Origin of the sequence: Roseateles oligotrophus (assembly GCF_025717515.1) — a bacterium.
GTDB lineage: Bacteria > Pseudomonadota > Gammaproteobacteria > Burkholderiales > Burkholderiaceae_C > Paucibacter_A > Paucibacter_A oligotrophus.
In genome coordinates this window covers 24,216-50,860 of sequence record NZ_JAJIRN010000009.1, presented here as the reverse complement: position 1 = coordinate 50,860, position 26,645 = coordinate 24,216, and the positions used below count along the sequence as shown (strand labels likewise).

At 61.7% G+C, this 26,645-nt stretch carries 21 protein-coding genes; 9 read left to right on the top strand and 12 right to left on the bottom strand.

From position 1 onward, the window contains the following. Positions 1-70: 70 nt before the first annotated feature. From LNV07_RS19570 to LNV07_RS19525, 10 genes are all read right to left on the bottom strand, one after another. Entirely contained in the window at positions 71-2,557 is a 2,487-nt protein-coding gene (locus LNV07_RS19570; protein WP_263572865.1) for a sensor domain-containing protein, read from the bottom strand. A gap of 139 nt (positions 2,558-2,696) precedes the next feature. Then, on the bottom strand, positions 2,697-2,873 hold the full coding sequence (locus LNV07_RS19565; RefSeq protein ID WP_263572864.1) for a hypothetical protein: 177 nt from the start codon (positions 2,871-2,873) through the stop codon (positions 2,697-2,699). A 7-nt stretch (positions 2,874-2,880) separates the two neighbouring features. Beyond that, complete coding sequence (locus tag LNV07_RS19560) at positions 2,881-3,648, bottom strand: LytR/AlgR family response regulator transcription factor (RefSeq protein ID WP_263572863.1); 768 nt, start codon at positions 3,646-3,648, stop codon at positions 2,881-2,883. After that, entirely contained in the window at positions 3,645-4,769 is a 1,125-nt protein-coding gene (locus LNV07_RS19555) for a sensor histidine kinase (RefSeq protein WP_263572862.1), read from the bottom strand. Before LNV07_RS19555 ends, LNV07_RS19560 begins: the two co-directional genes overlap by 4 nt. Before the next feature lie 76 nt (positions 4,770-4,845). Further along, complete coding sequence (locus tag LNV07_RS19550; protein WP_263572861.1) at positions 4,846-5,604, bottom strand: class II glutamine amidotransferase; 759 nt, start codon at positions 5,602-5,604, stop codon at positions 4,846-4,848. Between the two features lie 6 nt (positions 5,605-5,610). Further along, the gene (locus tag LNV07_RS19545) at positions 5,611-6,885 is read right to left on the bottom strand and encodes an NAD(P)/FAD-dependent oxidoreductase (protein ID WP_263572860.1); all 1,275 of its coding nucleotides are present in this window, start codon (positions 6,883-6,885) and stop codon (positions 5,611-5,613) included. 47 nt (positions 6,886-6,932) lie between these two features. Further along, a complete protein-coding gene (locus tag LNV07_RS19540; protein ID WP_263572859.1) occupies positions 6,933-7,748 on the bottom strand; it encodes a PI-PLC domain-containing protein in 816 nt (271 codons plus the stop codon). 124 nt (positions 7,749-7,872) lie between these two features. After that, complete coding sequence (locus tag LNV07_RS19535; RefSeq protein WP_263572858.1) at positions 7,873-10,824, bottom strand: TonB-dependent receptor domain-containing protein; 2,952 nt, start codon at positions 10,822-10,824, stop codon at positions 7,873-7,875. Between the two features lie 300 nt (positions 10,825-11,124). Then, a complete protein-coding gene (locus LNV07_RS19530; RefSeq protein WP_263572857.1) occupies positions 11,125-13,929 on the bottom strand; it encodes a TonB-dependent receptor plug domain-containing protein in 2,805 nt (934 codons plus the stop codon). Between the two features lie 221 nt (positions 13,930-14,150). Continuing rightward, complete coding sequence (locus tag LNV07_RS19525) at positions 14,151-16,328, bottom strand: malate synthase G (RefSeq protein WP_263572856.1); 2,178 nt, start codon at positions 16,326-16,328, stop codon at positions 14,151-14,153. Between the two features lie 153 nt (positions 16,329-16,481). On the opposite strand from LNV07_RS19525, the gene LNV07_RS19520 reads away from it, so the two are divergent. Then, on the top strand, positions 16,482-17,387 hold the full coding sequence (locus LNV07_RS19520) for a LysR family transcriptional regulator (protein ID WP_263572855.1): 906 nt from the start codon (positions 16,482-16,484) through the stop codon (positions 17,385-17,387). 5 nt (positions 17,388-17,392) lie between these two features. Beyond that, positions 17,393-17,848: a DUF2214 family protein gene (locus tag LNV07_RS19515; protein ID WP_263573118.1), complete on the top strand. Its 456-nt coding sequence runs from the start codon at positions 17,393-17,395 to the stop codon at positions 17,846-17,848. Positions 17,849-17,856: 8 nt separating this feature from the next. On the opposite strand, the gene LNV07_RS25475 is transcribed toward LNV07_RS19515, so the two are convergent. After that, positions 17,857-18,249, bottom strand: a complete 393-nt coding sequence (locus LNV07_RS25475; protein WP_318013763.1) for a PsiF family protein — start codon at positions 18,247-18,249, stop codon at positions 17,857-17,859. 82 nt (positions 18,250-18,331) lie between these two features. Next, entirely contained in the window at positions 18,332-19,693 is a 1,362-nt protein-coding gene (locus LNV07_RS19505; protein ID WP_263572854.1) for a serine/threonine-protein kinase, read from the bottom strand. Between the two features lie 43 nt (positions 19,694-19,736). Between LNV07_RS19505 and argS the strand changes: the two genes are divergently transcribed. From argS to LNV07_RS19470, 7 genes are all read left to right on the top strand, one after another. Beyond that, positions 19,737-21,455: an arginine--tRNA ligase gene (argS, locus tag LNV07_RS19500; protein WP_263572853.1), complete on the top strand. Its 1,719-nt coding sequence runs from the start codon at positions 19,737-19,739 to the stop codon at positions 21,453-21,455. After that, complete coding sequence (locus LNV07_RS19495; protein WP_263572852.1) at positions 21,452-22,162, top strand: SPOR domain-containing protein; 711 nt, start codon at positions 21,452-21,454, stop codon at positions 22,160-22,162. Before argS ends, LNV07_RS19495 begins: the two co-directional genes overlap by 4 nt. Positions 22,163-22,223: 61 nt before the next feature. Then, positions 22,224-22,898, top strand: a complete 675-nt coding sequence (locus tag LNV07_RS19490) for a thiol:disulfide interchange protein DsbA/DsbL (protein WP_318013762.1) — start codon at positions 22,224-22,226, stop codon at positions 22,896-22,898. A gap of 4 nt (positions 22,899-22,902) precedes the next feature. Next, positions 22,903-23,562: a thiol:disulfide interchange protein DsbA/DsbL gene (locus tag LNV07_RS19485; RefSeq protein WP_263572851.1), complete on the top strand. Its 660-nt coding sequence runs from the start codon at positions 22,903-22,905 to the stop codon at positions 23,560-23,562. A gap of 80 nt (positions 23,563-23,642) precedes the next feature. Next, a complete protein-coding gene (gene lptA / locus LNV07_RS19480; RefSeq protein ID WP_263572850.1) occupies positions 23,643-24,317 on the top strand; it encodes a lipopolysaccharide transport periplasmic protein LptA in 675 nt (224 codons plus the stop codon). Further along, the gene (gene lptB / locus LNV07_RS19475) at positions 24,314-25,096 is read left to right on the top strand and encodes an LPS export ABC transporter ATP-binding protein (RefSeq protein WP_263572849.1); all 783 of its coding nucleotides are present in this window, start codon (positions 24,314-24,316) and stop codon (positions 25,094-25,096) included. Before lptA ends, lptB begins: the two co-directional genes overlap by 4 nt. Before the next feature lie 15 nt (positions 25,097-25,111). Then, positions 25,112-26,635, top strand: a complete 1,524-nt coding sequence (locus LNV07_RS19470; protein WP_263572848.1) for an RNA polymerase factor sigma-54 — start codon at positions 25,112-25,114, stop codon at positions 26,633-26,635. The last annotated feature ends 10 nt before the right edge of the window (positions 26,636-26,645 follow it).

Here is a 26,645-nt window from a genome sequence, read left to right as displayed (position 1 = left end):
CCGATGGCTTGGCATGGCGCAGGGTCAAGACTTGCCAGCCCGGCGCTGGCGCAGGCCAAAAGCCGGCCGGCTAAGCGCCGGCGACGCACCATTGCCGCTCCCAATGCGCCGGGGTTTCGGGGCGCCCGAGCAAAAAGCCTTGCAATAGATCGCAGCCATGGCGCAGCAGATATGCGCGCTGGGCCTCGGTTTCAACGCCTTCGGCCACCACAATCAAGCCCAAGGTATGCGCCAGCGCCAAGGTCGCCGCACTGATGGCGGCACCGTTGCCGGGGCCGCCATCGGCGCCTTTTTCACCCTCACCGCTGTCAATGTCACGCACAAAACTGCGGTCCAGCTTCAGGCATTGCACCGGCAAAGTCTTCAGATAGGCCAGCGAAGAATGCCCGGTGCCGAAATCATCCAGGGTCAGCGCCAGCCCGAGCGCGCGCAATTCACGCAGTCTTGCGATGGCCTGTTCCGGCTGCTCCATCGCCGCCGACTCGGTGATCTCCAGCTCCAGCGCCTCGGCCGGCAACTGGTGCTTCAACAAGCTCGAACGCACCAGCTCAAGCAAAGCCGGACTGCGCAATTGATGCACCGACAAATTGACCGCCATCCTGCTCGGCCCAAGTCCGAGCGCGCGCCAATGGCTCAGTTGCCGACAGGCTTCGTCCAGCACCCAAGCGCCGAGCTCCTCGATCACACCGGTCTCTTCGGCCAAGCCAATGAACATCAGCGGAGGTATCAACCCCCGCTCGGGATGGCGCCAACGCACCAGCGCCTCCATGCCCATCAGCGCCCCATCGCTGCCACGAAACTGCGGCTGGTAATGCAATTCCATTTGACCCAGCGACACAGCGAGGCGCAAATCCCGCTCCACCTCCATACGGTGCTGGGCGCGCAGGCTCATATCGGCGGTGAAAAATTGAATATTGTTGCGCCCCAGTTCCTTGGCGTGATACATGGCCGTGTCGGCCTGGCGCATCAAGACCTCGCCCGCCTCACCGTCGGTCGGGAACAGGCTGACGCCCATGCTGGGGGTGAGGTGCAAGAACCGCCCGACCAGCTCATAAGGCCGGCTCAAGGCCTGCTGCAATTTCTGCGTCACCAGCAGCGCGTCGAGCCCGCTCTCCAGCCTCGTCAGCACGATGACAAATTCGTCCCCACCCTGGCGCGCGACGATATCGCTTTCGCGCAGCACCTCACTCAAGCGCCGCGCCACCTCGATCAAGACCTGATCTCCGGTATGGTGGCCAAGGGTGTCATTGATATTCTTGAATCGGTCCATATCGATGAACACCACGGCCAAGTCCTGAGCATCGCGCCGCGCCGACACCAAGGCCTGCTCCAGTCGACTCTCCAGACTGAGCCGGTTCAAGAGCCCGGTCAGCGCATCGTGATGGGCCAAATAGCTCATGCGAGCCTCGGCCTCCTTGCGCTCACTGATATCCGTATAGCTGGCGATATAGCTCAGCGGCTTGCCCAAGGCATCCTTGCAAACGCTGATGGCCGCCCATTTCGCATAGACGCTGCCGTCCTTGCGCCTATCCCAGAGCTCGCCCTGCCAAAAGCCGTGCGCCTGCAAAGCAGACCACAGTTCAATATAGACCGCGGGCGCGGTCTGGCCTGCGGCCAGCACCTTGGGATTGCAGCCCAGCAGCTCTTCGCTTGCATAGCCCGTCAGGCGCAGCAGGGCCGGGTTGACGGCGACGATATGGTTGCCGGCATCGGTGATCAGAATGGCTTCGCTGCTGTGCTGGAACACCGTCGCGTAGAGCCGGACTGTCTGTTCGGCAAGCTTGCGCTCACTGATGTCGCGCCAGCTGCAATACATGGCGTGGCTGCCACCGATTTCCATCCGCGACAAGGTGACTTCGGCATCAAACAGGCTGCCATCGGCACGCCGGTGCACCCATTCGAACCGGTGCAAGCCGCGGGCGGTGGCTTGCGCCATCATCTGCTCGGCTTTTTCAAAAGAGCCCAGACCGTCGGGTTGATGGCTGGGCGAGAGCTGCGAGGGATGCGTATTGAGCAGCGCCTCGCGGCTGGCATAACCCAATATATCCACGGCAGCCTTGTTGCAGTCGACGAAGGTATTGTTCTCGATGATCCAGACCGGATCGGGCGAGGACTCGAAGATGCGCTTGAAGCGCAGACCGGGCCTGGCATGCGCCGTCAGGTCGCGCAAGACGATGAGCCAGGCCAGCAAGCTCCCGTCTGCGGCGCGAATATCGCTGTCATCGATCACCAGGAAGAACTCGGCTCGACGCTCGGGCAAGACCAGCCATCGCTCTTCATGCCGGGTCGATTCCGCTGCCGCCGCACCGCCCTTCAGATGCAATTGCAGCAAGCGGGCGTCGACCCAAGCGGGCTCCAGTTGCTCACCGAAGGCGCGACCGGTCGAGCCGCCGCCCTCGATTTGCCCGGCGGCCACGCCGGTCAAATCGACCACGGCCTTGTTCCAGCACAGCACCCGCCCATCCAGAGCGAGCACATAGGCGGGCAAAGCCCAGGACCGAACCAGGTTCAGGGCCGCAAGCAATTCATGGGCTGGCAAGCAGGACTGTTCGCGCATGCTTTCTTGACCCCCGAGGAGACCAGTTTCAAGACGGAGCCGGCAGCCGCAATCAATCAATTGATCAATAAAGCCTGCCTGCCGCCATGCTAGCAAGTCTGATGCATGGCCAAGCCGTTCAAGGGGCAAAAAAAGACCGCTACTTTGCTTGCGGGCCGAGCAGCGGCCCCGGTAGCGATTTGCCGGCTGGCTTCTCGCCCTCGGCCCTGGCAATCAAGCAACTGGGCAGACTGGCGCGCAGCGCGCTTTGCTGCACCATCTGCACGACTACGGCCCGGCCGGGCAGCAAGGGCTTGGGGTGGATGAAATTGAACATCTTGTGCCTACTGCCCCTTGAACAAGCCCTGGAACTGCCGCGACACCGGCAGCTTCTCATCCCGCCCCTTCAAGGTGATATGCATCGAGTTCTCATCCACCCGCACCGCGCTGGCGATGCAGCGGCTGTTGACCAGCACGCTGCGGTGCACTTGCCAGAACGCTTCAGCATCCAGCCCGGCCAAGAGCTCCTTGAGCGGCGTGCGGATCAGCGCCTCGCCGCCCTGGTAGACGACTCTTGTGTAACGGTTATCGCTCTCGAAATAAATCACCTCCTCGGGTGCGATCAGCTTGATCTCGCGGCCCAGCGAGGCCTGTATCGGTCGCATCGCCGGCTTGGGCGCAGGCAGCAACTGCTGCAGCAGCTTGTGAAGTTCGGCCGCTTGGGGCGCTGCGGTGGAGCTCAGCCGCGCCCGCACCCGCTGCAAGGCCTGCGCCAAGCGCCCGTCTTCGACCGGCTTGAGACAGTAGTCGACCGCGCCGGCCTCGAACGCCGACAGCGCGTGGTCGCCATAGGCCGTCACGAACACGACTTGCGGCGGCGCGGCCAGCTCGCTCATACGTTTAGCCACTTCCAGGCCGCTCAAGCCCGGCATACGAATGTCCAGGAAGCACAAGGCCGGCTCATGCTCAAGGTAGTCGTCCCAGGCATCGACACCGTTCTCGCTGGCGGCGACGATCTCCAGCTCCGGCCATAGCCGCCCGAGCGCGGCGCGCAACTGCTCGCGCGGGCCTTCTTCGTCGTCTGCAATCAGGGCCTTGATGATGTTGCTCACGGCTTTGCCTCCAAGGTTTGAATTTCCAACCGCGACAGGCACCCCGGTGCCAAGGGCTCGATGCTCAAGCGCGCTCGCTCGCCATATTGCTGGCGCAGGCGCTCACGCGAGTTCGTCAAGCCGACGCCCTCTTGAGCGCCAGCGGCTAGGCCAGCGCCGTCGTCGCGCACCTCGATCAAGACCTGCCCCTCGCCCGACCTTTTTGTCACCACGACCGCGATGCTACCGCCACGCAGCGAAGGCTCGATGCCGTGGCCAATCGCGTTCTCGACCAGCGTCAAAAGCAGGCCGGGCGGCAAAAGCAGTTGCTCATCGACCTCGGCACCAACGTCGACGCTCCATTGCAGCCGAGTGCCCAGCCGCGCCTGCATCACCTCCAGATAGCTGCGCACGATTTGCAGCTCTTCCTGCAGGCTCAGGCTCTCGCGCTCGAACATCGGCAAGGTGGCGCGCAAATAGGCCGTGAACGAACGCAGGGTGCTGCCAGCTCTCGGGTCCTGGGTATCGACCCAATGCTGGACCGAGGCCAGGGTGTTGAACAGAAAATGCGGCTGAATCTGCGCGGTGGCGAGACGGCGGGCCAGTTTGAGGTGAAGGGCCTGCTCGTCCAGTTCGCGCAGGCGGCCAGCGATTTGCTGCGAGCGAATCAGCACCAGGAAAAACCAGGAAATCGTTGCCAGCATCCCCACGGCGGCAACCAGTAGCATCAGCGCCTTTTGATCGGTTCGCGCCAGATCAAGGTCAACTTGCCGGTACTGGAATTTCAGCAACAGGATGACGCCCAACAGCGTGACCACGCAGCCCAAGGTGGAAAAATTCAAGCGTTTGCGGGTCGGTTGCTGCCATAAGGCTTTGGCTACCCACAAAGCCAGGTAACTCAGCCCCAGTCCGTAAAAGGCCGCCCAATGAAGCAAGCCCAGCGCCAGCACGTTGTAGTTGATCGCCAGCACCACGACCACATTGCTGTAGACGTAGTAGTCAATCGACTTGGGCCAGGGCTGCTGGCCGGCGCGGGCCATTTCCTCAGCTGTGAAAACACGCTTAGGGCCCGGGCAGAGCCATTGGGTCCAGTCCAGCTTGAGCTTGTCGGATTCGGCGGAGGCGGGGATTGAGGAGCGCATGGCCGGCAGTCTAGGCGAATGCCGCCGGCACAGACGCGCGATGCGGCGAATGGCCGAATGCCGGGTTGAGTGGCGGCTAGGCCGACATCAACTCACCACCGACAAAGACCTTCAGCTCGCCCGGCTGGAATGCAACCCAGGGCTCATCACGCGTCAGCGGCTCGGTGGCGATGATGGCGACGCGGTCGTTTTGCGTCGTCAACGCAGCGAAGTCGACGCTGAGGTCTTCATCCTGCAAATTGACCCGCCCGAACGGATGGCGGCGCTGCAAATAATGCAGATGGGTCGAGCCATGCGCCCATAAAGCCTGGCCGTTAGACAAGAGCATATTGAAGGTGCCGAAAGCATTCAGCTGCGGCATCAGCTCGGCCAAGGTGTGGGTCAGCTCGGCAATGCTGGGCACGGCGCAATGCGCCTTGGCCAGCTCCTGCATCAGCCAGCAAAAAGCGCGCTCGCTGTCGGTCTGCCCGACCGGCTTGAAGGCCGCATGCAGGCGCGGCTCGAACTCTTTCAAGTTGCCGTTGTGCGCAAACACCCAGTAGCGGCCCCACAACTCGCGCTGAAACGGGTGGGTGTTTTCCAGCGCGACCTGACCCTGCGTGGCCTTGCGGATATGGGCGATGACGTTATCGCTCTTGACGGGAAAGCGCCTCACCATCTCGGCCAAGGGCGAGACGCGGGCGCTGTGATGGTCGACAAAATGGCGCAGGCCGCGTCCCTCGAAGAAGGCGATGCCGAAGCCGTCCTTGTGCTCGTCGGCGCGATTCGCCAGCCCGGTGAAGCTGAACATCACGTCGGTGGGCGTATTGGCATTCATGCCGAGCAGTTGGCACATGGTTCATCAGCCCTCGAAGAACAAGCGTTTGAAACCCTTCAGGCTGAGCAGATTGCCCGGATTGCTGGTCTCGTTCAAGACCCCGCTCATGCGCTTGACCAAGCGCTCGCTCTTGTTGGCGCGCCAAATCAAGAGGTCGATCAACCAGGGGTGGGCGTTGACCTGATTCGCCCGCTCATACAGATCGAACTTGGGCTTCAGAGCCGTCAGGCTTTGTTCGTAGCTGCCGCGAATCTGCTCGTCGCTGCTGCCCTTGGCGCGGCCGGCCAGCAAGGCGTCGGCGGCCAGGATGCCGGTCTCCATCGCCTTGCCAATGCCTTCGCCGGTGAAGGAATAAGTGCTGCCGGCCGCCTCCCCGGTGACCAACATTCCGGGGCGGCTCCACTGGGCGCCGCTCAGGGTGCAGCGCAAGGGCGCGCCCTTCAACTCACCCAGCAACTCGCCTTCGCGCATCAGTTGCGCGGCGGGCGGGTAATGCTCGATGAAGGCATCGAAGATCTTGCGCAGGTTCAACTCTTTCTTGGCGCCCTTGCCGCCCACCGCTTTATGGCTGTCGGTGACGCCGACGCCAATATTGAAGCAGCCGTCGGGCGCCGGGAATATCCAGCCATAACCGGGCCGCACCGCCTTGGACCAGACCACATCCATCGCCTTGATGCGCCCGACCATCGATGGCGCGCGCACATAACCCCTTAACGCCACGCCGCTGGGCGTATGGCGCTCACACAGGCCGGCGGCCGTCAGCGCCTTGGGCACGGCGCCGGTGGCGAGGATGACCCAGTCGGCGCGGACTTCCCGCAACTCATCGCCAACCTTCAGCGTCGCGCCGATAACGCGTTGCCCGGCATCCAGCAGCGGCGCCTCGAAGCGTGCCGGCGCCAAGAATTTCGCGCCGGCGTCCTGTGCGCCTTGGCACAAGATGTCGTCCAAAATCTTGCGTGGCAACACGGCCAGATGGCCGGGCACATCGACGCGCCCGCCGCGCGGGCCGATACAGCCGACATGGGCGACCGGCTCGGCGCGCGCCATCACTTGATCCAGCAGGCCCAAGCGAGCCAAGGCGGCATGTGAATCGGGGATCAAGCCGTCGCCGCAAATCTTGTCACGGCCTTGGGGTTGCTGGTCGATCAGCAATACGTCCAAACCGGCTTGTGCCAAGACCTTGGCCGCCGCACTGCCGGCGGGGCCGGCGCCGATGATGAGAATCTGGCAAAGTTTGGGCAGACCACCGGCCCTGACCGTGTAGGTTGGGCTTGATGACTGAATTGACTGTATGGACATTGGTATTGGCTAGGTGCGGGAGCGCTATTCTAAAAGCCGCCCCTTGACTAGCCCTTGATCAATGCATCGACGGCGCCGGATGCCTCTTGCTTCAGCATGTCGCGCAACAACTCCATTTTTTCGAGCGCAGTCAAAATGTCCCAAGCATCCACGGCTTCGCTGCCTTTCTTTCCGATGGTCGCATACCCTTCGGTGATGAACTTCCGGCCTTCTACTTTCAAGGTCGCTAGATTCACCAGCGTGACCTTGAAGTAGACAAACGGGGCCAGAAAACCTTTGCGTTGGTTGTCGCCACTGTCCGAACGCATCTCGGACTCGCGGTCCAGGTAGTAACCCAAGCCCTCAAAAAAACCCAAGCCGATAGATGCTTGTTCGCGCGTGCGAATTTTGGACTCCGCACGGTGAGGCGTCAGCAGCAGCAGGTGGCTGGCATTCAACTGAGCCAGCGTAGGCGCGAGGGCGGCAGGCACGACCAGACGATCACCGTCAATCAGCGCGGCCGGGTCGCCCAGTACCTTGGCCGAAGACAGCTTAAGAGCAAACACCTTGGCCCCTGGGTCGGCGCGACGCACGCTTTGGTCCATAGCGGCCAATGCGGCCGCATCGAAAACACCACCCGCCAAGGTAAAGGACTCTTTGACATTGGCGTCCAGACGGGTGCCGGTTTGCTTCTCTCGCAAAATGACTTTGACGTCATCGCCGAGTAGCGAGATTGCTACATAACTACGCTTTGCAGCGGACTCGCCACTGCCTTGTGCCCAAGCCACTGAAGTCAACATCGCACAGGCCACACCCCCCAAAAGCGCACGCCTAGCCGAACTCTTGACATTGAGCTGCACGCCGAAGAATTTAGATTCTTTCATATAGAACTCCCTGCGCCTCTGTGTGGCGCCCAAACACTGGTCCAAAAAAAACCCGGTCGGCTTGGCGGCCGGCCGGGTTGTACTAAGTCGCCTTCAGCGAAGGCGACTCAATGCCCTTAGGAACTTACATCGTGAAGCGCAGACCCACGTAGTAACGCGAACCCAGCACGTCATAGGTGGTGGCATTCGTACGCGTACCGGTGGTGTTGCCCGTCACGCCACTTGGGATCGACGGTGGCTTGGTGTTGAACAGATTGTCCACACCCAGGTAAACCTGCATCTTCTTCATCGTGTAGGTGCCTTGCAGATCGAAGTAGGTCTTGGAGGAGATCTTCGACTGATCCGGCGTTGCATCCGGGAAGTCCGCCATGAACTGGTCATCCAGCCTGGACTCGCCGATGAAGCTGGTCGTCGTCTTGACACCAAAATTGCCCCAGGTGTAGCCCAGATTGAAGGCCCACTTATTGCGAGCCGAGCCCACTTCGGCGGTGCTGTAATCGATGTCGGCGCCTGGGCGCGGCACGTAGTAACCACGGATCAAGTAGGTGTAAGCCAAACGCGCATCAAGGCGGCCCGGTCCGAAGTTTTCGGCGTAGGCGGTTGTCAAATCGATACCACGGGTACCCAGGCCACCAGAGTTCTCCTGGGTCTGATTGACGTATTCCAAGGAACCGGCGCTGTTCGAGCCTGCATTGGCTTGACGGCGAACGACGAACTTGCAATAGCTTTGATCACCACCGCCATAGCACTGGTTCAGCGTAAAGGTACGGCCGGGCGAACCGATCGCATCGGTGACCTTGATGTCGAAGTAGTCAACCGTGATGGCGACGTTCTTCAGCACCGCGATGTCTTTTGGCGTGATGACAAAACCAAGCGTAGTCGACTGGCCCTTTTCTGCCTTCAGATTAGGGTTGCCGCTGTCGTAACCACTCATGCCTTGCTTGTCAGCTTGATTCAGCGTGAACTTGCCTCCGTTGGCGGCCATATTGGCGGCCACACCGGCGTTAGCACGGCAGGCAACATCTTTCGCGCTGGTGCCAGTCAAAGTCGTGCCTGCGCAAGGATCAGAGATGCCCGAAGGGAAGGTCTGCGCCGGTGCGGCAAACAACTCACCGACTGTCGGCGCGCGAGTCGAAGACGCAGTATTGGCCCGCACGCGGAACATCGAGTTCACGGCCCAATCCAGGCCACCGGTCCAGCTGGTGACATTGCCGACCGACGAGTACTTGCCCACGCGCACCGCGGCGCTGGCGTCCAAGCTCTTGACCAAAGGCAGATTCTTCAGCAGCGGGGCCTTGACTTCGACGAAGGCTTCCGAAACGTCAAACTTACCGGCTGTGTTAGGCAAGGCATTGCCGGCGTTCAGGCCGGCTTGCGTCAGCGCGTCAAAAGTCTGGTCGGAAGACTCTTCACGCCATTCGGCGCCGGCAGCAACGCCGAGCGGGCCGGCCGGCAATTCAAAGGCCTCACCCGAAACCGAAGCACCGACCACCTTTTGGGTGATCTTGGTGTTCATCGAGCTTGGCGCATTGATGTACTTGACGGCAGCAGGGCTCAGCGTGTTGGCGCCAAAGATATTGGCCGGCACGCAACCTTGAGCGCGGGCATTGGCATCCATACAGATGGCTTCCGTGCGGTTGCCGTTGCCGTTGACGTCATTGACGTCGGGCACGGCTTCCAGCGCATTGCGGAAGTTCAAGACATTGACCTGGCCGGAACCGGTCTGGCCTTCCTTGGTGAAGCCATAGGATGCGAAGGCTTCATAAGACCAAGACTTGGTCAAATCACCCTTCAGACCAGCCAAGGCGCGGAAGGTGTCACGCTCGGCGCCGGAGGTGCGGCCGCCGAAGTCCGACATACGGCGGGTGAAGTTGTAGTCCTTCAGGCCGTCACCGTCACGGTCGGTCGCACGCGAGTACAAATAGTCCGGCACCATCGGGTTGCGCATCTTCACGCCACCCACCATGAACTCGGCCGGGATCAAGCCGCCCGAAGCCTTGTTGATGTTGATCGAATCCAGCGGATAGGGCTCGATATTGGAGCGAGTCTTGGTCGCGGCATAAGTGCCTTCGAAGAAGGCGGTGTGCTCGTCGCTCAACGCATAGTCACCCTTGGCGGCCAACAGGAAGCGGTCGGTTGGCACAGCGATCGCACGGTATGCCTGGCGGTTAAAGCCGGTAGCACCCACGCCGTCACCGGCAGGGCCATTGGTCGAGAAGGGGATCTCCTTACCAGCAGCGTCATAGGTGTAGTTCTTGTTGGCACCGGCTGCGTCTTTATAGAAGAAGCGGCCTTGCGGAGCGAAGCTGGAGAAGAAGGGTGCGGTGACCGCGAACAAATCAGCCGCTTCACCGGTCACACCAGCGCCGGTCGAGATTTCGTCCGTGGCCCAACCGCGGTCGCGCGCATAGACAGCGCCTTCCTTGGTGTAGGCGCCATGAATCATCACATTACCCTTGCCGTTAGCAAGGTTGGCGCCCATGGTGCCGCTCAAGATTTGCTTGGTACCGTCGCCTTCGGTGGTGCGGCCGGTTTGAGCATTGACGGTCAAGCCCTCAAAGCCCTTCTTCAGCACGATATTGATCACGCCTGAGATCGCATCAGAGCCGTAGGTGGCCGAAGAGCCGCCGGTCAGCGTTTCAACGCGTTCAATGAAGTCGGTTGGGATGGTGTTCAGGTCAACGTCGGAAGAGCCGGGCACGCCCGACACAAAACGACGGCCGTTCACCAGCACCAGCGTACGCTGGGTACCCATACCACGCAGGTCGATGGTGGAAACGCCAGCGCCGGAGGTCTGGAAATTGGAGTTGGTGCGGCTATTGCCGGCCACGAACAAGGGGCTCTTGGTCAGCAGCTCTTGCAAATTGGTCACGCCGGACGCGGCGATATCGGCCGAGGTCATGACCTGAATTGGGGCCGAAGACACGGCGTTGACGGACAGAATCCGTGAGCCGGTGACTTCAACGCGCTCGATCTGCTGCGGGGCAGCGGTCTGAGCTTGGGCTGCAGCGGCGAATGTGCCGATGGCGATAAATACGGCCGCGCCGATGGCACTGACCTTGGGTTGCTTCAACAAGATAAAACTCCTGGGGTGATTTGGTGGGTGACCAAGCTTTAGCCATCGGTTCGCCACCGCCGAGTGGACGGAGTGAGCCATAGCTAATCAAAGAAGGCGCGAGTCTAAGGCGGCTTTGCAAGAATCCTCGCCGGGGAGAACCCCTGTTGGCTGAGCGAGACAGGCCCTCAAAAATCGGCAAAAGCTCGTGTAGGAGTCAAACTTTTGGGCGCTATGCGAGCAAACCCCAGGCCGACTTCGATCAAGCATAAAAAAAGGGGCCGAAGCCCCTTTTTGATTCACCCAAACTTCGGCAACTTCTTAGAAGTTGTAGCCGCCGGTCACGTAAACGCGACGCTGCAGCGTGTCGCCATAACGTGGGTCGTAGCCAACTTGGTGACCCGACGAGTCACGCAGCGAGAACTCAGGCGCCTTGTTGAACAAGTTCCTAACGCCAACCGTCAAGGTGGCAACCTTGTTGTAGCGATAAATACCTTGCCAGTCGAGGGTCGACGAGCGCGGCACTTCCATCGCGACGGTCGTCAGCTTATTGGTGGCGACATCACGCACGGGCGCTTCCTTGTCCGTGTAACCCGACTTCCAGTTCAAGGTGAAGGAGTTCGTAAATGCGCCGCTGTCCAAAGTTGCCGTCGCGACGACCTTGTTGCGGAACGTCACCGAAGCGCTGACGTCGTTGTAGTGACCCAGGCTGTTGGTGTACTGATCGTTTGTACCCGGCAAGGTGTACGAAGACTCGATCACATACGTGCCGGCCAAGCCCATGGTCAAACGACCCAGGCTTTCGAGGTTCACACGACCAACGATGTCCCAATCGATACCGCTATTCTTGGAGCGGCCGATATTGGTCGAGACGCTCTTGAACGCGTAGTAAGGCTTGTCTTCGGCCGGTTGCTGGAAGGTGGTGAACAGGCTGCTGAATTTGACCGGTTCCGCAAAGGCTTGCGAGGCCGACACGCCGCTGATCGCATCGGTGATGTAGACGTTGTAGTAGTCAGCGCCGATGCCGAACGAAGCGTTAGGTTCGAAGCGGATGCCGAAGGCCATTTGCTCCGACTTCTCGGGCTTGATCAAGGCATTACCACCGGCCAGCTGGGTGTACTGACGCTTGGTCGGCTGGCAAGGCGAGGTGTCTTTGAAAGGGCAGTCATAGCTCGCAGCGGTCACACCGTTAGGAAGCAACGGCGCGCCCAAGGTCAACATGTCTGGTGCCTTGAAGCCGGTACCGTAAGAGCCACGCACCAGCACTTGAGGCACGATCTGGTATTTGCCCGAGATCTTGTAAGTCGTGGCGCTCAGATCCTCGCCGACGGTCTTGCCTTCCAACACGTTGTTGGTGGACTTGATCGAGTCATAGCGCAGCGCGGCGGTCAGCTCCATGTTCTTGATCACGGGGATCAAGAGCTCACCAAACACACCACCCGACTTGCGCTTCATGTCGAACTGGTTTGGCGCCGAGAAGTTGTAGATCACGCCATTGACGGCATCGGCCGAGGGCGTGTTCTTGTACTGCTGCTCGCGGATGTCTGCACCCAGACCCAGGCTCAAATCACCGGCAGGCAACTTGAACAGTTCGCGCGAAGCGCGGAAGTCAAAGCCCATCAAATTGGACTCGGCCTTGCGGACGGTGCCGTGGTAGATCGAGTCGGCCATCAGCTTCAGCGTTTCAGGCGTCTGCTTGCCCGCTTCTGCGAAGGGGTCAAACTGGTTCTTTTGAACCATGCTGAGGAACTCGGCCTTCTTGAAGTAGCCGCCGACATACTTCTCGTCGATGGCATTTTGCGACCAGGTATAGCCACCGTTCATGATCCAGCCGGCCAACTCGGCGTCTGCACCGATAACGAAGTGCTTGGAGTCGGTGATGGACTGCGAGTCACGCGTGCCGAAATCCTGGGCGCGATAGCCGGCCGTGACCCGTGGCTTGCCAAAGTTAGGGCTGGTCTTGTCGGTTTCCAAAGCCAAATTGGCCATTTGGACAGGCGACAGATAAGGTGCCACCCATTTCTTGAAAATATCGGTCGAACTCGGAATCGCCACCGGCACCGGGTTGGCCGCAATGCGCGCGGTCAAGTCGAAACGAGACAGCACCACGTCCGAGTAGAACGACAGCTTGTCGCTGACCTTGAATTGCCCGGTCAGGAACAAGGAGTCGCGCTTGCTCTCGGGGTAGATTTCAATCGTATTGGCATAGTCGAAACCGCAGATCTCTTGCTTTCCGACCACGTTGGTCAGGCTCGCGAAATTGCGATCGGCGCATTTGCCGCCGTTTGCCTTGGCATAGGGATTGAAGGCGTAAGCCGGGAAGGCCGGTTTGCCATCCGCACCATTCTTAGCCGTGATCGTCACGTTGGCCGGCACGGCCGATGGGCTGGTACGGTCGTAGACGTAGTTCCTGCCGCCGTACTCAAACGGAATGTAGGCGGTGCTGCCGAACTTGCGATCGGTCGCGGCCAACTGCTTTTGTTCGTCATGCCGATACGATGCCAGGACATTGAATCGGTCCTTATCGATATCGCCAAAGCCGTAGGTCAGGCTTGCAAATCCGGACTTGCCGCCACCTTCCAGCGGCACATTGCCGTTGACGGTGACATTGCCGCCTTGATGGTTCTTCTTCAGCACGAAGTTCACCACGCCGGCAATCGCGTCCGAGCCATACAAGGCCGAAGCGCCGTCCGTCAACACTTCAATGCGGTCAATCGCCGCCATTGGAATGCCTTGCAAATTGACCGTGCTGCCTGAGCCTGTTGGGGCCACGCGGCGGCCGTTCAACAACACCAGGGTATAGCTCTGGCCGATGTCGTGGATGTTGGCGAATGTGGTGCCGCCGGAGTTGGAGCCCACGGCCACGTCAGCGATCTGGAAACCCTGCATCGCGGGCAAATTCTGCAACACTTCGGCAGCCGTTGTGGCGCCGGTGCGAGCAATGTCCTTGGCCGAGATGATTTGCACCGGCAGCGAACCTTCGCTGGCGATGCGCTTGATACTGGAGCCGGTCACTTCAATACGCTCGAGCTGAGCGGTCTGGGCTTGTGCCGACATCGTCATGGCGCCGATTGCTGCGATCACGGCAATGCGAACCGCACTGACTTTATGAGTTTTAGAAAACATCTTTATTAACCTTGGGGTAGTGGTTTGTCACAATCGCTGCCGCCGATGACGCACCTTCTTTGGGCAAGTCCGACCAGAACAACGGCTATTGGTAACAAAACTTTACCGCCTCCCATGACAAAAGACATGGTGATATGTCCCCGTGACAAAGATGCGACAGCCCCCACGAACCGGGGGCTGTTTGCTGTATGCATAACTCGTAGCAGGCCTCATTCGAAAACTCAACCCCTAGCTGCTTTCACTTTGAGGCGCCAAGCATGCAGCAGCGGCTCGGTGTAACCGCTTGGCTGCTCCAAACCCTTGAAGACCAGGTCCAGCGCCGCTTGGTAGGCGGCCGAGGTTTCGAAATGCCCGGCCATCGGCTTGTATTGCGCGTCGCCCGCGTTCTGCCCATCGACCACGCCGGCCATGCGCTGAAAGGTCTCATTCACCTGCGCGGCGGTCGTAACTCCATGCAGCAGCCAGTTGGCAATGTGCTGACTGGAAATTCTCAGCGTGGCCCGGTCTTCCATCAGGCCGATATTGTGAATATCGGGCACCTTGGAGCAACCAACCCCCTGATCAACCCAGCGCACCACATAACCCAAGATGCCTTGCGCGTTGTTGTCCAACTCCTGCTGGATCTCGGCTGCGGTCCAGTTCGCTTGTGCGACCACCGGAATTTGCAGCAATTTATCCAGAATTCCATCGCGTTCGGCATCGGCGTCGATCAACTCCAACTCCTTTTGGACCGCCGCCACATTGACCTGGTGATAGTGCAGCGCGTGCAAGGTCGCCGCAGTCGGCGACGGCACCCAGGCGGTATTGGCGCCGGCCTTGGGGTGCGCAATCTTCTGCTCCAGCATCGCCGCCATCAGATCCGGCATCGCCCACATGCCCTTGCCGATCTGGGCTCGGCCTCTCAAGCCGCAGGAGAGACCGGTCAGCACATTGCTGCGCTCGTAGGCTGCAATCCAGGCGCTGGTCTTCATATCGCCTTTGCGGAACATGGCGCCGGCCTGCATCGCGGTGTGCATCTCGTCGCCGGTGCGGTCGAGGAAACCGGTGTTGATGAAGGCAACTCGATTCGCCGCCGCCGCAATACAGGCCTTCAGATTGACGCTGGTGCGGCGCTCTTCGTCCATGATGCCGAGCTTGACGGTGTTTTCCGGCAGGCCCAGCATGGCTTCGACGCGGCCGAAGATTTCGGACGCGAAGGCAACTTCGGCCGGACCATGCATCTTGGGCTTGACGATATAGACCGAGCCGGTACGTGAGTTGCCCTTGCGCTGCAAGTCATGGATAGCGATCGTCGTCGTGATGACGGCGTCCATGATGCCTTCGGGGATTTCCAGGCCCTCGCCATACAAGATGGCCGGATTGGTCATCAGGTGGCCGACATTGCGCACAAACATCAAGGAGCGGCCATGCAGTTTGACCTCGCCGCCCGCCGCGCCGATGTAGACGCGGTCGGGGTTCAGACTGCGCGAGAAACTCTTGCCGCCCTTGCTGACTTCTTCCGTCAGCGTGCCTTTCAAAATGCCCAGCCAATTGCCATAGGCCAAAACCTTGTCCTCGGCGTCAACGACCGCGACCGAGTCTTCCAGATCAAGAATGGTCGACAGCGCCGCTTCCATGACCAGATCGCTGACGCCGGCGGCATCGCTCTGGCCAATCGCCGTCGAGCGGTCGAGTTGAATGTCCAGATGCAGGCCGTTGTGGCGCAAGAGCACCGAAGTCGGCGCGCTGGCCTCGCCTTGGTAGCCAATGAACTGCGTGGCGTCGGCGAGGCCTGTGACGGCGCTACCTTGGGCCACGACCAAGTGCCCCGACTCGACGCGGTAGCCGCTAGCCTCCTTGTGCGAGCCATTCGCCAGAGGGGCGGCCTGATCCAGCACTTGGCGGGCAAAGGCGATCACCTTGGCGCCGCGCACCGGGTTGTAGCGGCCCGCCTTTTCGGCGCCATCGGTTTCAGGGATGACGTCGGTGCCGTAGAGCGCGTCGTACAGAGAACCCCAGCGTGCGTTGGCGGCGTTCAAGGCGTAGCGGGCGTTCAGGATGGGCACCACCAACTGCGGGCCGGCCTGCAGCGCCAGCTCCGCGTCCACGTTGGCGGTGCTGATCTGAACCGCGCCGGGCGCGGGCACCAGATAGCCGATCTGCTCCAGGTGGGCGCGATAGGCGGGCATGTCGGTGATCGGGCCGGGGTGGGCGCGGTGCCAAGCGTCCATCTCGGTCTGCAATCGGTCGCGTTCGGCCAAAAGGGCAATGTTCTTGGGCGCCAAGTCGCCGACGATGGCATCAAAACCGGCCCAGAAGGCGGCACTGGCTACGCCGGTGCCCGGCAAAACCCGCTCTTCAATAAAGCGATAGAGCTCGGTGGCGACTTGCAAACCGTGAATAGGGGTGCGTGCGGTCATGATGTGTTGCCCAGGTAAAAAAGGAATGAGCTGAATTTATGCGAAAACCAGCCCCGCATTCATCGCCTCAGACGCAATGAATACCTGATTAATTTGCACAAATCAGGCGACATATGGATTTTTTAGCTCGACACGGCAGCACAATCAGCGCCTATGGACCGCCTCAAGCAGATTGAATCCTTTGTCTCGGTCGCCACCCGCGGCAGCCTGACCGCCGCCGCCCTGATCGAAGGTGTGGCCCCGGCGGTGATGGGGCGGCGCATCGACGCGCTGGAGTCACGCCTGGGCGTCAAGCTCTTGCTGCGCACCACCAGGCGCATCAGCCTGACGCATGAGGGCAGCGCATTTCTGGAAGATTGCCAGCGCCTGCTGGTCGACTTCAACAACGCCGAGGCCAGCGTCAGCGCCGGAGGCGTCAAGGCCAGCGGCCATTTGCGCATCACCGCCCCGGCCGGCTTCGGGCGCCGCCATGTGGCACCCTTGGTACCGGAATTCCTGGCCGAGCACCCGGATGTCAGCATTTCCTTGAACCTGAGCGACCGCGTGGTCGACATCAGCGGCGAGGGTTTTGATTGCGCGGTGCGCGTCGGCGACCTGCCGGATTCCAGCCTGGTCAGCGTACGCCTCGCCGACAACCGCCGCCTCTGCGTCGCCACGCCCGCTTATTTGAAGCGGGCGGGCACGCCGCTGCATCCTGCCGAGTTGGCGCGCCACAGCTGCCTCACACTCAGCTCCGACGCCAGCCAGACACGCGGCTGGGCCTTCCTCGTCGACGGCGAAGTGATCTTCGCCCGCCCCGCCGGCCGCCTGGACTGCAGCGACGGCCAGGTCTTGCACGACTGGTGTCTGGCCGGGCTGGGCCTGGCTTGGCGCAGCACCTGGGAGGTCGAGGCCGACATACAGGCCGGTCGACTGGTCGCCGTGCTGGACGCATTCGCCGCGCCACCTAACGGCATCTTTGTGCTGATCCAGCAGCGCAAGCATCTGCCGCTGCGAGTGCGCTTGTGGATAGACTTTTTGAAACTGAACTACGGTCGCGACGCCTATTGGCGCCCATGATGCCCATGAATCTAGAAGCCTTGTTGGCCTATCTCCACATCGCCGCCATACTGAGCCTGGTGGTTTTCATCAGCAGCCAGGCGGCGCTTTGCCGAGTCGAATGGCTCAATGCGGCCGTCGTGCGGCGCTTGGTAACGCTGGACAAAATTTACCTGACGGCCGGCGCGTTGGTCTTGGCCAGCGGCCTGGCGCGCACGACCTGGGGCCTCAAGAGCGCCGCCTGGTATGCCGGCCAGCCGCTTTGGTGGGCCAAGCTGGGGCTGATGCTGCTGATCTTGTTGCTGTCGGTCAAGCCCAGCCTGGCCTTCAGGCGCTGGCTGGGCCAGCTGAACCAGCAGGGCACCTTGCCGGTCGAGGCCGAAATCAAGGCGGTGCGGGCGCAAATCATGCGAACCGCGCACCTGCTCTTGTTGATACCTGCAGCCGGCGTGATGTTGGCCCGCGGCTTGGGTATCGTTTAAGCCAAGATTTACTTGGTGGCCGCGTCGGCCACACATTTCTTCTCGAAGCTGGTCTTGGCCGCGCCGGCCAGCTTCTTCTCGGCCGATTTGGCGGCGCATGCGGCGGCGGCATCGGCCGCCGGAGCTGCGGCAACTGCAGCATCAGGCCCACCATCGGCCGCGCATTTCTTCATGAAGCTGGTCTTGGCCGCGCCATGCAGTTTCTTCTCGGCCGCCTTGGCGTCGCAAGCCGGGTTAGCGGCGGCGGGGTGGTCGGCATTGCACTTCTTCAAGAAACTGGTCTTGGCGGCGCCAGCCAGCTTTTTCTCGGTGGCTTGGGCATCGCAAGTGGCGTCGGCCGCATGCGCGATGCCAGCGAAAGCAAGCGCGGCCAAGGCTGCAAAGCTAATCAGTTTCTTCATCTGAGATCTTTCTGGTTGGGGTGAATAGGAAATCGGCTTCAAGCGAATTCAAACACGTCAACGCGACAGACTCAAGACGGGTTTACATGATGCGGCGCGGATGCGCCATCGATTCATGTGCCGCGTGCAGGCGCCGCACCAAGACTTGAATAAAACCCCGGTCAAAGCGATGCTGGCATTCCGGACTCAACATCCCCAGCGATTCGGGCGTGAAGGAGATCGTCGTGCAGATTTCACTCACCAACACATCGGTGCTGTGCCGACGCAGGTCGGGGTTAGGCGCCAGATAGGCCATCTCGCCGACCGAGGTGCCCTGACCCAGCGTGGCGACCTTGTTGCCATCTCGAAACACCTCGACCGCGCCCTGCGCAATGATGTGAAAGGTATTGCCCTCCTGGCCACGCTTGTAAAGCGCATGCTCGGGCGGAAAGCGCCGCCAGCGGCCGCGGTGCACCACTTCCCACAGCTCCACATCGCCAAAATCGGCAAAAAACTCCAGCTCGCGCAGCATATTGAAGCGCTCGGAATCCTTCACCTCATAAAGGCGGGCCAGCGGCACCAACTGCTTGGAGACCAGCTCGGACAAGGCGCGGCCAAAGGCTTCCCAATCGGCATAGCGGGCCTCGGGGTGCTTGGACAGCGCCTTCAGAATCACCGCATCGAGTTCGGCCGTGACGCCGCCACGCAGCCCGACCAGCGAGGGCGGCGCCTGGTGGTAGATCTGATGCATCAAGGCCATCTGGCTCGGCGCATCAAAGGGCGGGCGGCCGGCCACCAGGTGGTAAAGCACGGCGCCGAGCGCATAGATGTCGGCGCGGCAATCGACATCGCCGCCCTCGATCTGCTCCGGCGGCATATAGGCCAAGGAGCCGACCCGGTGCACCTGGGTCGAGTCGGAATGCAGGTTCAGCGCGCTGCCGAAATCACTGACCTTGACATCGGTGACCTGGCCCTGCGCGTCCAGCACCGCCAGCAAATTGGCCGGTTTGACGTCGCGGTGAATCAGACCCTGGCGAAACACATAGCTCAGCGCCATCGCGCATTTGAAGCCCAGCTCGACGATCTGGTCCAAGGGCAAGAGCCGGTCGCTGCGGCAAAAATGCTTCAGCGTCACGCCGGGCACGAACTCCATCACCAGATAGGGCGCGTCTTGCTCGGGCACCGCATCGAGGATTTGCACCACATTGGGATGCTGCAGCCGCCCGGCCAGCGCGGCCTCGGCGGCGTAGAAGTGAAAGCTGTAATCGCCCTGCTGTCCGGCACGGCTTTGCGTGGCCCAAAACCGCATGCGCTTGATCGCGACCTCGACCTTGCGGAACTCGTCGAAGGCCAGGAACACATCGCTGGTGGCGCCCTCGCCCAAGCGGCGCAGCACCTTGTACTTGCCGATATAGACCGGCAAGTCGACATTGGGTTCCAAAGGCAGATCCAGCTCCGAGGACATGTGGGCCATCATAAGGGGAGCCCGAGCCCCGTAGAATCTCCGAATGATCCAAGCCAAGCAAGAACTGCTCGCCGCCCTGGGCGAAGCCATCCAGGAACTCAGCCCCGGCTCCGCGCTGCTGGCTGCCTTTGAATCGCCCAAGCAGGCCAGCCATGGCGACTTCGCCTGCACGGCTGCCATGCAGATGGCCAAGCCGCTGAAGAAGAACCCGCGCGAATTGGCGCAGGCCTTGATCGACGCGCTGAGCGCCAAACCAGCCTTCCAGCGCTGGGTGGCCAGCATGGAAATCGCCGGCCCCGGCTTCATCAATATCCGCCTGACCGACGCCGCCAAACAGGCCGTCGTCGCCGAGGTGCTGAACGGCGGCGAGCGCTTCGGCCAGCAGCCCGAAAATGATCGCCATGTGATGGTCGAGTTCGTCTCGGCCAATCCGACCGGCCCGCTGCATGTCGGCCACGCCCGCCAAGCCGCCCTGGGCGACGCGCTGTGCAGCCTGTTCAAAACGCAAGGCTCGCAGGTCACCCGCGAGTTCTATTACAACGACGCCGGCGTGCAAATCGCCACGCTGGCCAACTCCACCCAATGCCGCCTCAAGGGGCTGAAACCCGGCGACGCCGGCTGGCCGGAGAGCGCCTACAACGGCGACTACATCCAGGACATCGCCGACGCCTTCTTGGCCAAGCAGACGGTGGTTGCGGATGACCGCCAGTTCACCGCCTCGGGCGATATCGAAGACCTGGACAGCATCCGTCAGTTCGCCGTCGCCTACCTGCGCCACGAGCAAGACCTGGACCTGCAGGCCTTCGGTTTGAAATTCGACAGTTACTTCCTCGAGTCCGGCCTCTACAGCAGCGGCCGCGTCGATGACACCATCGCCAAGCTGATGGCCAGCGGCAAGACCTTCGAGGAAGGCGGCGCGCTGTGGCTGCGCACCACCGACTACGGTGACGACAAAGACCGCGTGATGCGCAAATCGGAAGGCGGTTACACCTACTTCGTGCCCGACGTCGCCTATCACATCGACAAGTTCCAGCGCGGCTATACCAAGTGCATCAACATCCAGGGCACCGACCACCACGGCACCATCGCCCGTGTGCGCGGCGGCCTGCAAGCGGCCAATGTCGGTATCCCGCAGGGCTTCCCCGACTACATCCTGCACAAGATGGTCACCGTGATGAAGGGCGGCGAGGAGGTCAAGATCTCCAAGCGGGCCGGCAGTTATGTGACGCTGCGCGATCTGGTCGACTGGACCAGCCGCGACGCGGTGCGCTTCTTCCTGATCGGCCGCAAGGCGGACACCGAGTTCACCTTCGACGTCGATCTGGCGCTGAAGCAGAACGACGAGAACCCGGTCTTCTATGTGCAGTACGCCCATGCGCGGATCTGCTCGGTGATTCGCAACTGGGTCGCACGTGGCGGCGGAAACGACGACAGGGCGACGCTGGCCCAAGCCGACCTGAGCCTGCTGACGGCGCCGACCGAGGCCGCCCTGATGCTCAAGCTGGCCGATTACCCGCGCATGTTGACGAGTGCCGCCGAATCGCTGGCGCCGCATGATGTGGCTTTCTATCTGCGCGACCTCGCCGCTTGTTATCACAGTTACTATGCGGCCGAACGGGTGCTGGACCAGACGGCTGAATTGAGCCAAGCGCGCGCCGCCTTGCTGGCAGCCACCCGCCAGGTGATTGCCAATGCGCTGGACGTACTGGGCGTCACCGCACCCACCACCATGAGCCGAGAAGCGAGCGAGGAAACTGCATGAGCCAAAGCAGCGGTAGCAGCAACAAGCAAGGACAGCGCGGCGGCTTTGTGCTGGGCCTGATCGTCGGCGTGCTGCTGGGTCTGGGTGTCGCGCTGGGCGTTGCCCTTTATATTGCCAAGGTGCCGATTCCCTTCATCAACAAGGTGCCGCAGCGCACCGCCGAGCAAGATGTTGAGGAAGCCGCCCGCAACAAGAACTGGGACCCGAATGCGCCGCTGGCAGGCAAGGCCGGCGCCAAGATCGCCAGCGGTGTGGTGGGCGCTGCCCCTGCCATCACGCCCGTCACCGCGCCAGCAACTGCGAGCGAGCCTGCGGCGGCGGTGCCCGTCGCCCCTGCCGCAATAGCCAGTGCGCCGACTCAAAAGCCGGCCGAAAAATCTGCGGAAAAGCCAAGCGAGAAGGCCGCCGAAAAGAAGGCCGACAGCAAGCCCGATAGCAAGACCGCCGCAGCGGCGGCAGGCGCCGCCGATCCTTTCATGTATTTCGTGCAGGCCGGCGCCTTCGTCAAGACGGAAGATGCCGAACAGCAGCGTGCTCGCTTGGCCATGCTGGGCTTCAGCGCCAAAGTGCTGGAGCGCGAGCAGTCCGGCCGCACGGTGATGCGCGTACGCATTGGCCCGCTGGAGAACCGCGAAGAAGCGGAAGAAATGCAGCGCAAGGTCGAAGCCGCCGGTATCGAAGCGAATCTGGTGCGTGTGCAGCGCTGATCAGGCGCGCACAGGCACTGCCCACCATCCCCCTTTATATTTTTGCCCGAGGATTTTCATGATGATGAAGCGTCGCGATTTTTCCGCAGTATTCGGTCTGAGCGCCATGGCCGGGCTTGCCAGCAGCCTGCCTGGCGTGGCTATTGCCCAGGGTGGACCGATCGAGGGCAAGAACTTCTTGAGACTGGCCCAGCCGCTGACGGTGCCTGCAGGCAAAATCGAAGTGGTCGAGTTCTTTTGGTACGGCTGCCCGCATTGCTTTGCGTTCGAACCCGTCGTGGAGGCTTGGTCCAAGGCCTTGCCGGCCGATGTCAGCTTCCGCCGCGTCCATGTCGGCTTTCGCGCCAATATCAAACTGCATCAGCGCCTGTTCTTCGCGCTTGAGGTGATGGGCAAGGAAGAGGAGTTGCGCCCACGCGTGTTCAGCGCCTTCCATGTCGAACGGCTCAATTTGGACGATGAGAAGTCCATCCTCGACTTGGCGGCCCGCATGGGCTTGGACATGGCCAAGTTCACCGCCGCCTTCAACTCCTTTGGCGTGCAGACCAAGAGCGCCCAAGCCATCAAGCTGTCGGAGGCCTATCGCATCGACGGCGTGCCGGCCTTGGGCATTGCCGGCAAGTTCATGACCTCGCCGGCGATGGCCGGCGTGCAGGGGCAAACCGAAGTTCAGCATGGCCAGCGCGCGGTTGCGGCGGCCGACTATCTAATCAATCTGGCCCGCAACAAGGCCTAAGCAGATGAAGCTTCAACGTCGCAGTTTCAACGCCAGCCTTGTAGCCCTGGCTGCGGCCGGCGTGCCCGGCAGCGGCCACGCACAGGCGGCCGGTCAAGCCAGCCCGGTCGAGGGCAAGCAGTTTGTGCGCCTCGCCCAGCCGCTGGCCAGCGCCAACGCGGACGGCAAGATCGAGATCTTCGAGTTCTTTCTCTACACCTGCCCGCATTGCATGGCCTTTGATCCCGCACTCAGCGCCTGGGGCAAGACCTTGCCGCCGGATGTGCAGCTGCGCCGCATCCATGTCGGCGTGGGTGCGATGCACAAGCTGCACCAGCGCTTGTTTTATGCGCTCGAGAGCATGGGCCGCTTGGGCGATATCCATGAGCAGGTTTTCAGCGCGGTCCAGGTCGAACACCTGGATCTGAGCAGCGACAAGGCCATCATCGCTTGGGCCGTTAGCAAGGGCCTGGACGGGGCCAAATTTGGCGCCGCCTTCAACTCCTTCGGCGCTCAGACCCGCCTGGGCCAAGCCACCAAATTGGCCGAAGCCTACCGCGCCGACAGCGTGCCGGCCCTAGGCGTGGCGGGGCGTTTTTTGACCTCGCCCAGCAAAGCAGGTGGCGTGCCGCAAGTCTTGGCCGTGGCCGACTATTTAATCAAACTGGCGCGCACCAAGGGCTGAGCAGGCCAGGGGCCCGCGACGACCGACTGGCTTTGCAAGGCCCGGCTAGAATGACTTGCAAGAATTGTGCCGCCACTCAGATGATGCCTATCCCCCTACCCAAACACCAACGCTACACGCCCGTTTTCTTGCCAAAGCTGGCGGGCGCAGCCTTGGCGCTGGCAGGGCTGCTGGCAATGGCCGGCGCGCCGGCGCGAGCGGAAAAAGCCGACCATCTGATGCCGCTGAACATCGCCTCCCAAAAAGGTGGCAGCGTCGATGTGGCCAATCAAAGAACCGAGTTCCTCGGCGACGTGGTGCTGAGTCGCGGCAGCCTGGTGCTGCGCGCCGAGCGCATCGACCTGCGTGAGACCGGCGACGGCTATTACCAGGCCAACGCGAGCGGCAAAACCGGCAAGCAGGTCAGCTTTCGGCAGGCCCGCGACGTGCCCGGCGAAGCGATCGAAGGCTTTGCCGATGCACTGGAGTACGACACCCGCAGCGACTCGGTGCGCTTTCTTGGCAATGCGGTCGTGCGCCGCACCCAGGGCAATAAGGTCGCCGACGAGGTCACCGGCGCCGTGATCGTCTATGACAACCGCAGCGAAATTTTCACCGCGGAAGGCGGCGCCACTTCGCCCCACCCCAGCGGCCGGGTACGTGTGGTGCTGATGCCACGCGGCGCGGCAGCGGCCGAGGCTGCAATTGCGCCCCAAGCGGCATCCGCCGTGCCGCTGCAGCCCAGCGTGACCTTGCCGCCGCGCAAACCTTTATGAGCGCGGCAGCAACTATCCCGGCACTGGAAGCAGGGCCGCGCAGCCGTCTGGAGGCCGAGGGCTTGGCCAAGAGCTATGGTGTGCGCCGTGTCGTCACCAATGTCCATGTCGGAGTCAATAGCGGCGAGGTGGTTGGTCTGCTGGGCCCCAATGGCGCCGGCAAGACCACCAGCTTTTACATGATCGTCGGCCTGGTGCGCGCCGACGCCGGCCAGATCCGCATCGACGGCCGGGAGGTTCAGCATCTGCCCATCCATCAACGCGCAAGGCTGGGCCTGAGTTACCTGCCGCAGGAGGCCTCGATCTTCCGCAAGTTGACGACCGAACAGAACATCCGCGCGGTGCTGGAGTTGCAGGTCGGGCCGGACGGCCGTGCCTTGTCACCCGCCCGCATCAACGAGTTGCTGGAGAGCCTGCTGCACGATCTGAGCATCGAAAAACTGCGCGACAGCCCGGCGCCGGCCCTGTCGGGCGGCGAGCGCCGGCGCGTCGAAATCGCTCGCGCCTTGGCCACCCAGCCACGCTTCATTCTTTTGGACGAGCCCTTTGCCGGCGTTGACCCGATCGCCGTGCTGGAGATCCAGCGCATCATCGGCTTCCTGAAAGCGCGCGGTATCGGCGTGCTGATCACCGACCACAATGTGCGCGAGACCTTGGGCATTTGTGACCGCGCCTACATCATCAGCGAGGGTTCGGTGCTGGCCGAAGGCACGCCGGCCGAGATCATTGAAAACGCCGACGTGCGCAAGGTCTATCTTGGCGAAAACTTCCGCATGTAACTGGGCGCAAGCGCAATGAAGCCCTCTCTGCAGCTGCGGCAAAGCCAGCACCTTTCGCTAACGCCCCAGTTACAGCAATCCATTCGGCTGCTGCAGTTGTCGACGCTGGAACTGAATCAAGAAGTCGAACAGATGCTGGCGCAGAACCCGCTGCTGGAGACCGAAGACGACTACAGCGTGGCCACTCCCGAGCTGACCGAGATGCGCGGCAATGTCAGCGAGACCACCGCCGCCGAGGACAGCGGCGCCGACGTGGAACTTGGCGGCGGCACTGAGGCAACGGCCGAGCTGCAGGCCGACGACTTCGGCGCCACCGAGCGCGAGGACTGGGAAAACGGCACCGAGCGCGATGACTTTGACGGCATCCGAGAACAACCCGCCAACAGCCCCGGCAGCGCCAACAACAGCGGCGACGAAGACGGCGAGCATGGCGACCAATCCAATGGCGAAATCAGTCTGCAAGAGCATCTGACGCAGCAAATGGCCGGCATGAGTCTGTCGGACAGCGACCGCATGGCCCTCCATGTGCTGATCGAATCGCTGAGCGAAGACGGCTATCTGGAAGACAGCCTGGACGAAATCGCCGCGGCGCTGGCCGAAGATGCAGAGGAGCGCGAAGACCTGCTCGACCATCTGCGCATCGCGCTGAAATGGCTTAAGAACATGACCCCGACCGGCGTCGGCGCCAAGGATCTGGCCGAATGCCTGGAGCTGCAATTGCGCGCCCTGCCGCGCAGCGCGCCGCAGATGATCGCCATCATGATTTGCCAGAAGCATCTGGAACTGCTGGCTCGGCGCGACTACAAGAAAATGATGGCCTTGACCGGCGCCGATGACGAGCTTTTACGCGAGGCGCAGGCGCTGATCGTGTCGCTGGAGCCCAAGCCGGGGCGTGCCTTCGCGCGCGGCATGGCCGCGGCCGTGATCCCGGATGTGATCGTGCGCAAGGTCGGCCGGGAATTGCGCGTCATCATCAACCCCGAGGTCGCGCCCAAGCTGCGCATCAACGAGATTTATGCCAACGCGCTGCGCCAGACCCGCGGCGGCATAACGAACAGCCCGCTTGGAGGCCAGCTGCAAGAAGCGCGCTGGTTCATCAAGAATATCCAGCAACGCTTCGAGACGATATTGCGCGTCTCGCAGGCCATCGTGGAACGCCAAAAAGCCTTCTTCACGCATGGCGCCTTGGCAATGAAACCGCTGGTGCTGCGAGAAATTGCCGATGAACTGGGCCTGCATGAATCAACGATTTCACGCGTCACCACGGCCAAATACATGGCCACCCTGTTCGGCACCTTCGAGCTGAAATATTTCTTCGGTTCGGGTCTCAACACCGAGGCCGGCGGCAATGCGTCCAGCACCGCCGTGCGCGCCTTGATCAAGCAGTTCATCGACGCCGAGAACCCGGCCAAGCCGCTATCCGACAGCGCCCTGGCCGATATGCTGGAAGAGCAAGGCATACAGGTCGCACGCCGCACCGTGGCCAAGTACCGCGAAGGCATGAAGATAGGCACGACGACGATGCGCAGAGTCAGCTGAAAAGCCTCAG

Excerpts from the sequence above, each read along its gene's own strand:
- LNV07_RS19570 (WP_263572865.1), bottom strand. The coding sequence starts at position 2,557 with ATGCGCGAACAGTCCTGCTTGCCAGCCCATGAATTGCTTGCGGCCCTG.
- LNV07_RS19565 (WP_263572864.1), bottom strand. The coding sequence starts at position 2,873 with ATGTTCAATTTCATCCACCCCAAGCCCTTGCTGCCCGGCCGGGCCGTA.
- LNV07_RS19555 (WP_263572862.1), bottom strand. The coding sequence starts at position 4,769 with ATGCGCTCCTCAATCCCCGCCTCCGCCGAATCCGACAAGCTCAAGCTG.
- LNV07_RS19550 (WP_263572861.1), bottom strand. The coding sequence starts at position 5,604 with ATGTGCCAACTGCTCGGCATGAATGCCAATACGCCCACCGACGTGATG.
- LNV07_RS19545 (WP_263572860.1), bottom strand. The coding sequence starts at position 6,885 with ATGTCCATACAGTCAATTCAGTCATCAAGCCCAACCTACACGGTCAGG.
- LNV07_RS19540 (WP_263572859.1), bottom strand. The coding sequence starts at position 7,748 with ATGAAAGAATCTAAATTCTTCGGCGTGCAGCTCAATGTCAAGAGTTCG.
- LNV07_RS19530 (WP_263572857.1), bottom strand. The coding sequence starts at position 13,929 with ATGTTTTCTAAAACTCATAAAGTCAGTGCGGTTCGCATTGCCGTGATC.
- LNV07_RS19525 (WP_263572856.1), bottom strand. The coding sequence starts at position 16,328 with ATGACCGCACGCACCCCTATTCACGGTTTGCAAGTCGCCACCGAGCTC.
- LNV07_RS19520 (WP_263572855.1), top strand. The coding sequence starts at position 16,482 with ATGGACCGCCTCAAGCAGATTGAATCCTTTGTCTCGGTCGCCACCCGC.
- LNV07_RS19515 (WP_263573118.1), top strand. The coding sequence starts at position 17,393 with ATGAATCTAGAAGCCTTGTTGGCCTATCTCCACATCGCCGCCATACTG.
- LNV07_RS25475 (WP_318013763.1), bottom strand. The coding sequence starts at position 18,249 with ATGAAGAAACTGATTAGCTTTGCAGCCTTGGCCGCGCTTGCTTTCGCT.
- LNV07_RS19505 (WP_263572854.1), bottom strand. The coding sequence starts at position 19,693 with ATGTCCTCGGAGCTGGATCTGCCTTTGGAACCCAATGTCGACTTGCCG.
- argS (WP_263572853.1), top strand. The coding sequence starts at position 19,737 with ATGATCCAAGCCAAGCAAGAACTGCTCGCCGCCCTGGGCGAAGCCATC.
- LNV07_RS19495 (WP_263572852.1), top strand. The coding sequence starts at position 21,452 with ATGAGCCAAAGCAGCGGTAGCAGCAACAAGCAAGGACAGCGCGGCGGC.
- LNV07_RS19490 (WP_318013762.1), top strand. The coding sequence starts at position 22,224 with ATGATGAAGCGTCGCGATTTTTCCGCAGTATTCGGTCTGAGCGCCATG.
- LNV07_RS19485 (WP_263572851.1), top strand. The coding sequence starts at position 22,903 with ATGAAGCTTCAACGTCGCAGTTTCAACGCCAGCCTTGTAGCCCTGGCT.
- lptA (WP_263572850.1), top strand. The coding sequence starts at position 23,643 with ATGATGCCTATCCCCCTACCCAAACACCAACGCTACACGCCCGTTTTC.
- lptB (WP_263572849.1), top strand. The coding sequence starts at position 24,314 with ATGAGCGCGGCAGCAACTATCCCGGCACTGGAAGCAGGGCCGCGCAGC.
- LNV07_RS19470 (WP_263572848.1), top strand. The coding sequence starts at position 25,112 with ATGAAGCCCTCTCTGCAGCTGCGGCAAAGCCAGCACCTTTCGCTAACG.